The organism is Paenibacillus mucilaginosus 3016, assembly GCF_000250655.1.
Classification (GTDB): domain Bacteria; phylum Bacillota; class Bacilli; order Paenibacillales; family NBRC-103111; genus Paenibacillus_G; species Paenibacillus_G mucilaginosus.
In genome coordinates this window covers 5869142-5882701 of sequence record NC_016935.1, presented here as the reverse complement: position 1 = coordinate 5882701, position 13560 = coordinate 5869142, and the positions used below count along the sequence as shown (strand labels likewise).

General features: G+C 60.6%; 12 protein-coding genes. 10 read left to right on the top strand and 2 right to left on the bottom strand.

Features of this window, described 5'->3' with window-relative positions; genetic code table 11:
• Positions 1-60: 60 nt before the first annotated feature.
• From PM3016_RS24010 to PM3016_RS39090, 4 genes are all read left to right on the top strand, one after another.
• Positions 61-3162: a M20/M25/M40 family metallo-hydrolase gene (locus PM3016_RS24010; protein ID WP_238540309.1), complete on the top strand. Its 3102-nt coding sequence runs from the start codon at positions 61-63 to the stop codon at positions 3160-3162.
• Positions 3128-4177, top strand: a complete 1050-nt coding sequence (locus PM3016_RS40175) for a hypothetical protein (protein ID WP_238540308.1) — start codon at positions 3128-3130, stop codon at positions 4175-4177. Before PM3016_RS24010 ends, PM3016_RS40175 begins: the two co-directional genes overlap by 35 nt.
• 112 nt (positions 4178-4289) lie before the next feature.
• The gene (locus PM3016_RS24005) at positions 4290-5384 is read left to right on the top strand and encodes an S-layer homology domain-containing protein (RefSeq protein WP_014371285.1); all 1095 of its coding nucleotides are present in this window, start codon (positions 4290-4292) and stop codon (positions 5382-5384) included.
• A gap of 387 nt (positions 5385-5771) precedes the next feature.
• Positions 5772-5870 carry a hypothetical protein gene (locus PM3016_RS39090; RefSeq protein ID WP_014371284.1) on the top strand — a complete coding sequence of 33 codons (99 nt, stop codon included), beginning with the start codon at positions 5772-5774 and terminating at the stop codon, positions 5868-5870.
• Positions 5871-6200: 330 nt separating this feature from the next.
• Here the strand turns inward: PM3016_RS39090 and PM3016_RS24000 are convergent, their stop codons facing one another.
• The gene (locus PM3016_RS24000; RefSeq protein ID WP_014371283.1) at positions 6201-6758 is read right to left on the bottom strand and encodes a nitroreductase family protein; all 558 of its coding nucleotides are present in this window, start codon (positions 6756-6758) and stop codon (positions 6201-6203) included.
• Positions 6759-6959: 201 nt separating this feature from the next.
• Between PM3016_RS24000 and PM3016_RS23995 the strand changes: the two genes are divergently transcribed.
• The 5 genes from PM3016_RS23995 to PM3016_RS23975 all read left to right on the top strand — a co-directional run bounded on the left by PM3016_RS23995 (position 6960) and on the right by PM3016_RS23975 (position 11301).
• A complete protein-coding gene (locus tag PM3016_RS23995) occupies positions 6960-8324 on the top strand; it encodes an SMP-30/gluconolactonase/LRE family protein (RefSeq protein ID WP_041619232.1) in 1365 nt (454 codons plus the stop codon).
• Positions 8325-8606: 282 nt separating this feature from the next.
• Complete coding sequence (locus tag PM3016_RS23990) at positions 8607-8957, top strand: ArsR/SmtB family transcription factor (RefSeq protein WP_014371281.1); 351 nt, start codon at positions 8607-8609, stop codon at positions 8955-8957.
• A 35-nt stretch (positions 8958-8992) separates the two neighbouring features.
• A complete protein-coding gene (locus PM3016_RS23985) occupies positions 8993-9508 on the top strand; it encodes an SRPBCC domain-containing protein (protein WP_014371280.1) in 516 nt (171 codons plus the stop codon).
• 84 nt (positions 9509-9592) lie between these two features.
• Positions 9593-10072 (top strand): DinB family protein, encoded by a 480-nt coding sequence (locus PM3016_RS23980; protein ID WP_014371279.1) that lies wholly within the window; start codon positions 9593-9595, stop codon positions 10070-10072.
• 245 nt (positions 10073-10317) lie between these two features.
• On the top strand, positions 10318-11301 hold the full coding sequence (locus tag PM3016_RS23975; protein ID WP_014371278.1) for an aldo/keto reductase: 984 nt from the start codon (positions 10318-10320) through the stop codon (positions 11299-11301).
• A 214-nt stretch (positions 11302-11515) separates the two neighbouring features.
• Here the strand turns inward: PM3016_RS23975 and PM3016_RS23970 are convergent, their stop codons facing one another.
• Entirely contained in the window at positions 11516-12124 is a 609-nt protein-coding gene (locus tag PM3016_RS23970) for a hypothetical protein (RefSeq protein WP_013919192.1), read from the bottom strand.
• Positions 12125-12354: 230 nt separating this feature from the next.
• On the opposite strand from PM3016_RS23970, the gene PM3016_RS23965 reads away from it, so the two are divergent.
• Entirely contained in the window at positions 12355-13416 is a 1062-nt protein-coding gene (locus PM3016_RS23965) for an ABC transporter substrate-binding protein (protein WP_014371276.1), read from the top strand.
• The last annotated feature ends 144 nt before the right edge of the window (positions 13417-13560 follow it).

The window sequence follows — 13560 nt, the reverse complement described above, 5'->3', positions numbered from 1 at the left end:
GGCCCGGGAGATCGGAGCTCTGTTTTGGTATGCCCACACTCAGGTGATCGGAGGATGCGAATGGGAACACACATGCAGGGTACAAAAGATCGCAGCAGACCAAGGAAGCTGATCTCCTTGTCGCTGGCCCTTCTGCTGGCTGTTACGGGGACCGCCCCTGCAGCCTATGCGAGGGAGACGGGAGAAGGGACTTCCTCCTCTGGCACCGGACTTGCAGGACTCCCGCTGGAAGGTCTCCGCAGGGCGGCAGCCGTACCCGCGGAGCCGCCGGGCACGCTGGCCGGGAAGCATCTGGCCTATCTTGCCGAAACCATCGGCACGCGCCCGGCAGGGAGCGAACAGGAGGCACAGGCCGCCGCCTACATCAGCGGTGAATTCGCCAAGCTGGGCTTGGCGGTGGAGGAGCAGCCTTTTCATTACACGGTGAAGCAGCAGGGCCTGGAAGCGGAATTACATAACGAAGGCGGAGAGGAAGCGGGCGTCACATTAGCGGTATACGGGGAGGACTCGGCAGCGGTAACCGTCGATGTCTACTCGAAAAATATCATCGCGACGAAGCCGGGACTCTCGCCGAAACAGATCATCGTCGGAGCCCACTACGACTCGGTAACGGCAGGCAAAGGGGCCGACGATAACGCGTCCGGCGTCGCGGTCATGCTGGAAGCCGCCGAAACGGTGGCGAAGCTGGATTCCCCTTATACGATAAAGTTCATCGCGTTCGGGGCGGAAGAAGAGGGGCTCAGGGGTTCGAAGCATTATGCTGCCGGGATGACGGAAGAGGAGATCCGGAATACGGCTGTCATGATTAACCTGGATTCCCTGGCTGCCGGCGACAAGATGTACATATATGGCTCAGCGGGATCGGACGGATGGGTCCGGACCAGGGGGCTCGCCCTGGCCGAGAAGCTGGGACTGGCGCTCGAGACGAGTCCGGGGCTGAATCCGGATTACCCGAAGGGCACCACCGGGGATTGGAGCGACCATGCGCCGTTCAAAGCGAAGGGCATTCCGTACGCTTACCTGGAAGGGACGAACTGGGCGCTCGGAGACCAGGACGGATATACCCAGACGGTGAAGGACGGGGAGATCTGGCACACCCCGAAGGACACCCTCGCGTATCTCCGCGAGAACTATCCGGGGCGGATCGAAGAGCATCTGAAGACCTTCTCGCAGGTGCTGAGCGGGCTCCTCACCGAGGTGGGGGCGGCCGGCGAACTGCGGCTGAGCAGCGACAAAGCTTCGATGACGGAGAAGCGGGAGATCGAGGTAGGGTTTGACCTGCCTCCCGGCACGGAGCTAGGCGAGCTCACCTGGACCTATGGAGGCAAACCGCTCGAGGAGTGGAAGCAGTGGAGCGCCAAGAACAAGAGCTACTCGGGCCAACCGTTCATCTCCCTGGCCGGCGAACCGGTTGTGGAGGGCGGACGGGTGAAGGCGAAGATTGCCTTTGATCTCGTCTATACGCTCGGTAACGACGTGCCGACCTCCAATCTGCAGAACCGCTCGATCCGGGTGCTGTATCCGGAGCTGATCGGAACCTATCCCCTTGCGGTCAGCGGCCCTCAGGGGCTGATCGGCTCGTCGGATATCAAGCTGAACGTGTACGACAGCTACCACACGTACGATGAGCTGAAGCCGGCGATCGGGAAGCTCACCTCCCAGGCGAAGAACGGGAGGTATATCGATACCCGGGTCATCGGGAAGTCGGCGGAAGGCCGCGACATTCTGTTCACGGTCGTCGCCAAGGACCAGGCGTCCGTGGATACGTACCTGAACGAGACGGTGCCTGCGATGCTGGAGCATCCGAAAGAGATGCAGGAGAAGCTCGCTTCCGGGCAGCTGAGCGACGTCAAGGTGCCGGTCTGGATCAACAACATTCATCCGGACGAAGCGCCGGGTGTGGACGTCATACTGGACTTCCTGAAGACCCTCGCGGTGGAGGATCAGGTGACGTTCAAGACGAAGAACGGTGACGATGAGAACGCGGCCGAAACCGAGGTCACCCTGGATGTCAACAAGGCGCTCGACAACGTCATTTTCCTGCTGAACTATACGCAGAACCCGGATGGGCGGGTACACAATACGCGCGGGAACGCCAACGGCTTCGACCTCAACCGCGACAACTCCTACCAGACCCAGCCGGAGACGCAGGCAGTCACACGGGAGATTGCGAAGTGGTCGCCGCTCTCGTTCCTGGATCTCCACGGCTTTGTCGGCGGCTTCCTGATTGAGCCGTGCACGCCGCCCCATGATCCGAATTTCGAATACGACCTGCTCATGGACGGGATGCTGGAGCAGGCGAGGGTGATGGGCCGTGCGGGCATTGCCAATACGAGCTATGACTCCTACGAGATTCCGCTGGAGGATTATGAGAACGCCTGGGACGATTTTACTCCGGCGTACACGGCCATGTATGCGATGGAGCACGGGGCGCTCGGTCATACGATCGAGATTCCGGAGCTCAACCAGGAGTCGCAGAAGGCGCTCTACTATGCGGGTCTTGCCGCATTCCAATACGTGATCGACAACAAGACGAAGCTGTTCTCCAACCAGCTGGAATACTACAAGCGCGGTGTGGAGGGAGAGGACAACCGGGCCGTCGACACCTGGTTTGTGAATGCGAAGGGCGAAGTGATCGGGCGTCCGCGCCAGAACCCGAATGAGAGCTTTTTCCCTGACTATTACGTGCTGCCCGTATCCGGAAAACTGCAGGACAACCCGCTCGAAGCCCACCGGATGGCTGAATATCTCCTGCACAACGGAGTGAAGGTCGAACGTTCGACCGAAGCGGTGAAGATCGAAGGCACCGATTATCCGGCCGGTTCCTATGTCGTTGACATGCGCCAGGCCAAACGCGGATACGCCAATGTCGTGCTGTACGACGGCTCGGACGTATCGGATTGGGAGGCCATGTACGCCGAGATCGTCCAGAATTTTGCCGAGCTGCGCGGGTTCGACCGGTACACGGTACGCAAGCCGGGGGCGTTCACCGGAAAAACGGCGGCGGTGACTTCGGTGACCATACCGGCATCGGCCCAGGTGGGGAATCATGCTTCTTATGTTGTGCGCAATACGAATAACGCGGCGATTCAGGCGGTGAATGAACTGCTGGGTCAGGGCAAAAAGCGTGCAGCTGCTCGTCGGGGGCGGCGAAGGCTATGAGATGGGCGATTTCCTCGTCGCCCGGGAGGATCTGGCGGGGGTAAGCGGCCGTTATCTGCTCGACTTCGTGCCTTACGACGGGGCGGCGGCCGGGAAGCTCCTCAAGAGCCCGAAGGTTGCTGCGGTCGGCAGCGGAGAGACGGCCTTCGTGCTGAAGGGGCTCGGCTTCAGCCTGTCCGAGACGGAAGCGGGAAGCGACGTGATCGTCGATGATGCGGGTGCCGCCGACAAGGCGTTGATCGCGGCGGGCAAGCCGTACGTCGGGTACGGTGCGGATGCGCTGACGCTGGTCAAAGAGGAGGGCCTGCTGCCCGGGTTTGATTTTGACATGACGGATCCTTACCATGAGGGGCTGTTCCGCTCGAAGCTGGTGCAGACGTCGCTGATTACGGCGCAGTATGACCGGGAGGAGTACTTGTATACGGCTGCCGGGACCTGGATTACTTCGGTTCCTCAGGGGGCGCAGGTGCTCGTGAAGGCCAGCAGCGACGCGAATTTCTTCAAAGCCGGCTGGTGGCCGGGTCATGAGGAGGCCAAGGGTCAGGTCATCGGGCTGTCGAGCCGGGAGAACGGACGAAGCATCACGCTGTTCGCGAATACGCTGACGAACAAAGCCCACCCGCAGCATCAGTTCCGCCTGCTGGCCAATGCCATCTATACGGCGGCGATTGGGCTCGAGCCTAACCGCAAAGCGGACCGGTACGAAGTGGCGTATGCGGAGAAGCCGCAGTCGTTCAAGAAGAACAGCGAAGCTTCCGTCCGGATCGAAGTGGAGAACAAGAACGGGGTTGACGCGCAGGCGACGCTGGTCGTAGCTTTGTACGAGAAGGCCACGAACAAGATGGCGGATTACGCGTATGTGACCAAGAGCATCGAGCCGGGCGCGAAGACCGTGGTTTCGACGGGCCTGCACATTCCGGACTCCGATCGGTATGAAGTGCGCGTCTTCGTCTGGGACAACTGGAATCAGGCGAGGGCTCTGGCCGAGCCGCTGAAGGTTCAGGTGCTTCCATAGGCGCCTCGACAGGAGCTTTGATAAGGCTTTAATAGAAGCTTTGATAGAAGCTTGATAGAAGCTTTGATGAAAGCTTGCTTCTTCACTTCGATAAAGAGAAGGTGTAACGACCATGAAAAAAACCATGTCCTCATTTCTCATACTTCTGATGCTGCTGCTCTATGTGATCCCTGCAGTCCAAGGGGCGGATTACGGTGTCAGCGCATCCGTGAACGGCAGCACCGTGGAGCTGAGCGGCAGCGGGGCTGGCGGCACCGGCCAAGTCACGCTGGTCATCCTGCGCGAGAGCGACGGAACGCGGGTCCATATTGACCAGACGGCTGCAGACGGGAACGGCTCTTATGCCTTCCGCACCGTCCTGGATGGAGGGGACTATCAGGCGGTCGTCTCCACGGGGGAGGAAATCTTTCTCTCCCCTGTATTTCAAGTTCAGGCCGGCGGCTCCGGAGGTGACGGGGGGAACGACGGGGGCGGCGATGGCGGCAGCGGTGACAGTGACAATGACAGTGACGGTGACGGTGACGGTGACAGTAACAGCGACAGCGGCGGAGTAACGGCTGCGCCGTCGGCACCGGCCGCACCTGCGGCCCCACAGAAGCCGGCCGAGCCTCAGGCACCGGCCAAGCCGGGGGAGCCTGCTGCTGCAGCACCGGCCTTCGGCGACCTGGAGCCGGTGGCTTCCTGGGCGGGACCGGCGATCCGGTCGCTTGGCGCCAAAGGGATCGTGAACGGCGTGAGCGAAGGAAGCTTTGCTCCGCTGAAGGAAGTGACCCGGGCGGAGTACCTGGCGATGCTCCTGCGCGCTTACGGCAAGGTCGACTTGGAAGCCCAAGCGAGCTTCAGCGACGTGTCGCCTCGGGACTGGCACTACAGCGTGGTGGCCTCCGCCGTGGCACAGGGCCTGGTCGAAGGCGTCGGTGACAACCGGTTCGAGCCGGACCGCTCGATTACCCGCGAAGAGATGAGCCTGATGACCGCCCGGCTGCTTACTGGGATTGGCGGCAAGAAGGCCGTCCAAGCGGAGGAAATCCTCCGGGTATTCAAGGACCGTGAATCCATCGCGCCTTATGCCGCAGAAGCCGTGGCCCTGCTCGTGCAGGAAGGTATCGTTAACGGCATGACGGAAGATACGTTCGAACCGAAGGGTATGGCGAACCGGGCCCAGGCTGCCGTGATCTTGGCCAGGCTGCTGGGGCTTGCCTCCTGACGCATCATTCGAAGACATCATCCGAAGACATCATCCGCTAGACTTCACAATGGACATGATCCGATCGGCATCACAAGAGACAACATCCGATAGACATCACAAGAGACATCAACCAATAGACATTGCATCACAGGACCCACCATCCAATAGACATAACGACAGACGGCTGCATCGGCGATGCAGCCGTCTGTCGTTTGTTCCGAAGGAGCACGATGGGCGCTGTATGGGACCGCCGGCGGTGACGGTACCATACTCTATCTTATGTAAATCTAGCAGACATGCATGTGCGGCCACCCTCTTGCAAACGCACATTCTTCACTTGGCCCAACCGCGAAAGGGCTTACCTTCATACAATGTCATTACCTAGAGCGGAAGGAGGCGGCAGCGATGGGTTGCGTAGGCGGAACAGGCGGCGTATGGACCAGCACAGGCGTGATTCTGGTTCTCTTCATCCTTCTGGTTATCGTTTCCAAAGCTTTCATCTAATTTGAGATGAAGGCCCATGCATGAAGCACAAGAGCCCGCTGCGCTGCAGCGGGCTCTTGGCTTGTTTGGGTTAAGATGGGCGGGGAAGAAGGCGGTCCAAAAGCATTCCGATACCCCATGAAAAGGACATCCCGTTCACTGGTGGAGATAGAGGAACTGTGATTCGCTATTACCCGATTTTATAGTTCACTGCGGGAAATAAAGGAACGGAGATGCGTTATGGCGCCGATGATGCGGGTGATCTAAGGAAATGTCGGTACATAAGAAACCTGAGTTCAGCTACCCGAGAATCGTCCACCGATCCTCCCGGACGCATCCCTCACGATGCCCTTAGAGCCAGGTGCTCTTCTCCTGATACGGCTTTCGGGATGTAGGGGGCGTGTCGCCCGCCGGATATCCGATGAAGACGGAGCCGATTACCTTGCGGTTCTCGGGAGACCCGAGGAACGCATGCAGACGCTCGTCGCGGGCCAGGCCGATCCCGCGCGTCCGCCAGACCGCGCCGAGACCAAGCTCCTGCGCCGTAAGCCACATCGAGTGGATCGCGCAGGCGGCGGCATACTCGTTGTCTTCGGAGGAGGCTTCGTCCCCAGGGACGATGTCGGCCGTCACGACGATCACGAGCGGGGTGCTCTCGAGCACGTGCAGCGATTCTTTTACAAGGTGGGGCTTCGTCGGGAAGCGTTCCTCCAGGAAGGTGCGTGCGATCGCTTCGAAGCGGGCTTTGGCCTCGCCCCGCACGACATAAAAATGCCAAGGCTCACGCAGCCGGTCGTTCGGCGCCCAGGTGGCCGCCTCCAGCAGCTTGTGAATGTTCTCTTCTTCCACTTCACGGGGCTCGTATGCCCGGACGGCTCTGCGGCTTTTTAACAGTTCGGTGGCGCTCATGGTTCATCATCCTTCGGCTGGTATATTGGTCAGATCAGCATCCCATCTGTCCATCTCACAATCTCAATCTATCACTTTACCATATTCTAGCGGACAGGAGAAGGCGGAACAGCGGGGAAGCAGGAATCTTCTGGAGGCGTGTCGAAGTTTTGGGAGAAAGCCCGGATGTTGACTATTTCAAGCGGAGAAAGGATGAGGTTGATGCGTAAATCGATGGTGATTTCCTTGACGGCAGCTCTCGCATGCCTGGGACCGCTGGTTCCCGCCGCGTCGGCGGCCGAGCCTGTTCCCTCCAACCTGTCGGTAAAGTGGGATGGGGAGCCGGCAGCGCTGGCCAACAATGCGTTTCTGCTGGACCATATCCTCTACTCGCCTTATCAGCCGGCGGCTTCCGCGATGGGGGCCGAAGCGAAGTGGGATGCGGCATCCAAGACCCTCCGGCTGCACAAGGGGACGGTCGAGGTCGAATTGACGGCCGAGCCTTCTGCGGTGGAAGGAGCCGAGCCGGATGGGGCGCCGCTGCTTGTCATCGGGGAGAATGCCTACGTGCCGGTGCGCTTCGTATACGAGCGTTTCGGCTACAAGGTGGGGTATGACCAGACGACCCGCACCGTGCTCATCACCTCGGAGGGGATGGCTGACGCTGACCGCCACGAGGCGGCGATCCTGACCGACCTCGACCCGGACAAAGCGACCGGCATGCGCATTGAGGGGATTACCGGGGACGCGCAGGGGCGTCTCTACACCGTCGATATGGACTCCAAGCGGCTGTTCCGGATTCTGCCCGAAACCGGCAAAGCCGAGGTGCTGACGGTGCTGCCGCGGCCTGCCACCGGCATGACCTTCGGGCCGGACGGCGCGCTGTATATGGCCAGCGGCGGGGGCCAGGGCGTGGAAGGCGTCATCCTGCGCGTGCCGGCTGACGTGCTCCAGGGCGGCGCGTTCGACGCCTCCAAGGTCGAGACGTTCGCCAGCGGCACGAACGGGGCCAACGGGCTTGTCTTCGACGGCAGCGACCGGCTTTTCGTCAGCGGCGGGGTCACCGGGAACGTATACGGCATCACGCCGGAGGGCAAGAGCACCGTATGGTCGAGCGGGCTTAAGGCCGAGCGGGAGGAGCAGAAGATCACGGTGAACGGGCTTGCCTTCGATAAGGAAGGCCGGCTGACGATCGCCAACACCAGCTCCGGCGAGATCTGGAAGGCGCCGGTGAATTCGGCGGACGGATCGATCGGAACGCCGGAGCTCTTCGCGAAGAGCCCGCTGCTGTACGGTGCGGACGGCATTGCCTTTGGACCCGACGGTGTGCTGTATGTGTGCGCGAACGAGCGCAACGCCATTGTGAAGGTGACGCCGAACGGCGAGGTATCGGAGCTGGCGGCCAATACCAATGAAGGGCCGCTGGAGTTCCCGGCGAGCGTGCACGTGATGGGCGGAGCGCTGTATATCAGCAACTTCGACCTGCCGCGCGGGACGAACATGCCGAACGAGCCGGGGATCGGATCGTCGATCGCGAAGATCGGCCTGCAGGGAACGGAAGCGGGCGGAACGCATTCTCACCGCTAAGCTTCTGCATCAACCGGGCGGACCCGCGGGTCTGCCCGGTTTTGTTGAAATAAGCAGATAGATCAGCTCGCTTTAACTCCTTCCCGTCATCTGATGCAAGAGAAATTTCAACAGAACCACGGATGTACTCCTCGAAAGGACCCCGATCAGGAGTTTTTCTTTTTTTATAATATTCCTTGACAGGAATATTCCTTATGAGGTATATTTAGGTCAACAAGAAGATAACCAGAGCGATGAAGGAGATGAGAGGATACAGACAGACCAAGTAACGAGGTGAGCCGCATGTCGGGGAAGAAACCAGGCATGGATAGGACGACGCTCAGCGCACTGGCCGAACCGAATCGAATGGACATCGTCGAACTCTTGCGTGACGGCCCCTTAACCGTGGGGGAGATCGCCGGCCGGCTGGGACTTCGCCAGCCTCAAGTCTCGAAGCATCTGAAGGTGCTGAGCGACAGCGGGATTCTGGAAGGAAAGGCCGATGCCAACCGCCGGATCTACAAGCTCCGGCCCGAGCCCTTCGAGGCGCTGGATTCTTGGGTGAAGTCCTTCCGGCGAAGCATGGAAGAGCGATTCGACCATCTGGAAGCGTACCTGCGGGAGCTGCAGAACAAGGACCCATCATCCTTTTAATCCAAAAATCAATATATATCTGAGGAGGAATAACAATGACAACGAACGCGATGGTTTCGAGAGTAGAAAATGAACGGGTGCTGGTACTGGAGCGGGTATTCAATGCACCGCGCGAGCTGGTGTTCCGGATGTTCAAAGAACCGGAGCATCTCCAGCGCTGGTGGGGGCCGAGAGGGTGGGAGGTACCGGTGTGCCGCATCGATTTCCGTCCGGGCGGTGTATGGCACTACTGCATGAAGTGCGTGGATCCGAACCAGGGTGATTTTTACGGGATGGAATCCTGGGGAAAAGGCGTCTATAAGGAGATTGTCGAGACGGAGAAAATCGCCTATACGGATTACTTCTCGGATGCCGAGGGCCAAACGAACGACTCCATGCCGTCAACTGAAGTAACGCTGGAATTCATCGACCTGGGCGGGCAGACGAAGCTGGTCAACCGTGGGGAATACGTGTCCGCGGAAGCGCTCAAGACCGTCATGGACATGGGCATGCTGCAGGGCATCACCGAAACGTGGGACCGTCTGGAAGAGCGCCTGAACGAAGTCAAGTAAGCGAAACAGAGGGACAGCCGCCGGGCTCGGGAGCCGGCGGCTGTTTGCTTTTGGCTGGACTAACAGATGAGGGGAAATGCGTATATGCAGCTAAACGAAGATGACCGGGAGCTGATTGGGATCTATCAGCGGGCGGGCGGCGAGCTGGCGCAGGCCATCGAAGGGCTGAGCGGCCGGGACCTGGACCGGACCAGGGAACCGGGCAAGTGGTCGATCCGGGAGATTGTGCATCATATCGTGGATTGTGATATGAACTATTTTCAGATTAACCGTTATGCGCTGGCGGACACGGGGGAGACCTACTTCTTCCCTGTATTCGACGCGGGGGTGTGGAACCGGACCATGCAGCACGCGATGCGCTCCGTAGAGAGGGAAGTCAAGTTGTTCGGGGCGATGCGGGACTACATTGCCTATCTTTGCACCGTGCTGCCCGGAGCGATGGACCGGACACTGGTTCACGAGCACGGCAGGGCGCAGGTTCGTGACGCCATCCGCCATGACATTGCGCATGCCGCGCATCACATCCGGCAGATCCGGGAGACCCGAAGCGTACACCGCCTGTAATTGGCGCAGGCATGAGGTTCGGTGAAGCATGAGGTCCGGAGAGGTGAGAAAAGGTTGGGCTGGGGGTGGCCGCCGGGAGGGGAGCCGGGCAGCAAGCAGGCGCGATCCTGTCCGGTGAGGCTTCCTCCGCAGAACCGTCTGGTCCACGTCGGACAAAAGTAAGCTAGTAACGTCAAGGTAAGTTCTTGCGGAGAGGGCCGGCTTCCGTTACGCTGTGGGAAGTACCATGCGAGGAGGATGACCGAATGAACTACAGACAGCTTGGACATACGGAGCTTCGCGTCAGCGAGGTGAGCTTCGGCACCTGGGCCATCGGCGGCAGCTGGGGGCAGACGAGTGACGAGGAAGCACTGCGCGGGCTGCAGCGTGCGATGGATGAAGGCGTGAACTTCTTCGATACGGCAGATGTATACGGTTCCGGCCATGCGGAGGAGCTTCTGGCGAAGGCGACCCGCGGGCAGGAGGACCGGATCCATATCGCGACCAAATTTTGCCGCGCAGGAGACATTCACGATCCGGCGACATACTCGGAAGAGCAGGTGCGCAGCTACTGTGAGAATTCGTTGAAGCGGCTGCAGCGCGAGCGCATCGACCTGTACCAGATCCACTGTCCGCCGCTGGCGATCCTGAAGGACGGCACGGTCTTCGAGGTGCTGGACAAGCTGCAGCAGGAAGGCAAGATCCGCCATTACGGCGTCAGCGTGGAGACGGTGGAGGAAGGATTGTTCTGCCTCGGCGTGCCTGGGGTGAAAGCGCTTCAGGTGATCTTCAACCTGTTCCGCCAGAAGCCGGCCGAGGAGCTGTTCCCGGCGGCCAGGGAAGCGGGCGTGGGCATCCTGGCCCGCCTGCCGCTGGCCAGCGGCCTGCTCACCGGCAAGTTCACGGAGGAGACGACCTTCGAAGCGGACGATCACCGGAGCTTCAACGCCAACGGCGAGCATTTCAATGTCGGCGAGACGTTCGCCGGGCTTCCGTTCACCACGGGCGTGAAGCTGTCCAGAGAGCTCGCGTGGATCGCCGAGGGCCGCGAAAGCATGGCGCAGGCGGCGATGCGCTGGATTCTCGAAGACGCGAACATCACATGCGTCATCCCGGGCTTCAAGAACGTGCGCCAGGTGGAAGACAACCTGCGGGCGGCTGGAGCTCGTCCGTTCACAGCGGAGGAGCTGGAGCGGCTGCGTTCGTTCTACCGCGAATCGGTGGCTTCGCAGATCCGCGGGCCTTACTGACGGCTGGGGCGGTCAGGCCGGGTGAGCCGCACTCCCCGTAAGCAGGATCAGCGGCTTCGCCGTCCTTTACGGACGATGCGCGTATTGCAAAAAACCTCTCCGATTCCCGCGAAGCGACGCGCGGAAGGCCGGAGAGGTTTTCTTTTTGCGGAAAAAAAGGGAGATTTCAATCAAAGCTGCAAGCGCAGGCTGATCTATGAATCGGATAGGGCCGCTATGTATCGGTGTCCCAGACGGATTCGCCGTTATAGGCGCTCGGTGCCGCGCTGAACATGCATTGTCCCTGTCCGGGAGCGATGCTCAGGATGGCGGGGAAGCTAGTCCGCGGGCGGATGAACAGGAGGCCCTGCCGGAGGCAGTGGTAGAGATAGATGCCGGGCTGTCCTTCATGAAATCCCATGCGCTCAAGCGTCCTGCGGCCGGCCGCCGATACGGCGTGCGCGATGATGCGGCGGATAAAAAAGCCCTGCCGCCTCAGCCGGGTGAGATGCTTCGAAAGCAGATCGAACAGGTAGGCGGCCCGCAGGCGCGGATACCTCATCTTGTCGATCGCTATGCCGCAGAGATAAGCGTCGTACGGGCCGATTCGCCGGTAAGGCAGGGTGTGCCGTTCCACCCTTTGTTCGTCAAAGCTGCCGCTGCGGATCTCCCGGTAAATCGCATGGGGAATCGGATAGAGAGAAACGTAGCCCATCAGTTCCTCGCCGTCCCATACGGCAATATCCGTGCGTGGATTTACCCGGAGCCGCCGCTCCGTCGTCGCTGCGTCAATCCGGTGGCTTGGAGGGAACACTTTGGCGTCAAGCGCAAGCAGTCGTTCCATGTTCCCACAGTGAATATATGCAATGCAGAAAGTCCCAACTCCCAACTTGGTGTAATGGCGGGCTACCCCATCTATATTCCGCCGCTCCACGGCGTATTCCTGCCGGCCGGCGCCTCTTCAAAAGAACTTTACAATTCCGCAACGTCCTCTTAACGCCCCCATAACAACGATCCCGTATACTTCAGTAGGCATACCAGACGATAACAGATTCGGGAGGGTTCTCATTTCTCATGCAAAAGAAGCGCAAAACCATCGGACTCATCGGACTATTGACCGTACTCGCCCTGACCGGATGCGGTACCAAAGCCCAGCCGGGCGCATCCGCCCCGGCGGCCGGAGCAGGAACACAGGAGAGCGCCGCCGCGTCCGGCACTTTGTCGGGAACGCTGAATTTCTATACGTCCCAGCCCGAGGAGGATGTGACGAAGCTTGTCGCCGCCTTCCAGGGCAAGTATCCGGACGTGCGGGTCGCCCCGTTCCGTTCGGGAACCGAGGAGGTCATCGCGAAGGTGCAGGCGGAGAAGCAGGCCGGCAAGGTGCAGGCGGATCTGCTGCTGCTGGCCGACAGCGTCACCTTCGAATCGCTGAAGCGGCAGGATCTGCTCGCCGCATACCAGTCGCCGGAAGCGGCCAAGCTTCCGCCGGGCTACGCCGACGGGGACGGAGCCTACACCGGCACCAAAATCATCGCCACCGTGCTCGCCGTCCATACAGGCAAGGTGAAGACCGTGCCGGCTTCGTGGAAGGCGCTCGCGGCGCCGGAGAACAAGAATGCGGCCGTAATGCCTAGCCCGCTGTATTCCGGCGCGGCCGCTTACAATATCGGCGTGTTCACCCGGACGGAGGGCTTCGGCTGGGACTATCTCCGCAGCCTCAAGGAGGGCGGCATGACGGTCGTCAAGGGCAACGGGGCCGTCCTGAAGTCCGTCGCCTCGGGGGAGAAGTCCATGGCGATGGTGGTCGACTACCTCGTCGCACGGGAGAAGGCCAAGGGCTCGCCGGTCGATCTCGTGTACCCGTCCGAAGGGGTGCCGGTGATCACCGAGCCGATCGCGATCGTCAAGAACAGTCCGAACCGGAAGCTGGCCGAAGCATTCGTGGACTTCGTGCTCTCGGAGGAAGGGCAGACGCTGGCCTCCAAGCTTGGCTATACGCCGCTTCGCGAAGGGGTGCCAGCCCCGCAGGGCTTGAAGGCTCTGAAGGACATCAAGGTGCTGTCCGCCAGCCCGGCCGAGCTCGTGGAAGCGCGGGAAGCGGATAAGAAGCAGTTCACCGAGGTGTTCGGCCAATAATGGAGGAGCTCCGGGAACTGCACAGAGGGAAGGGTACGTCCGGGGGAGCAGCGTCTGCCGCTGAAGCCGTCATGGGGGAAGCCGGTGCGGGGGAGAAACTCACAGGGCTGAGAGAACGGCACGGGGGGCTGCAGGAGCAGAGGC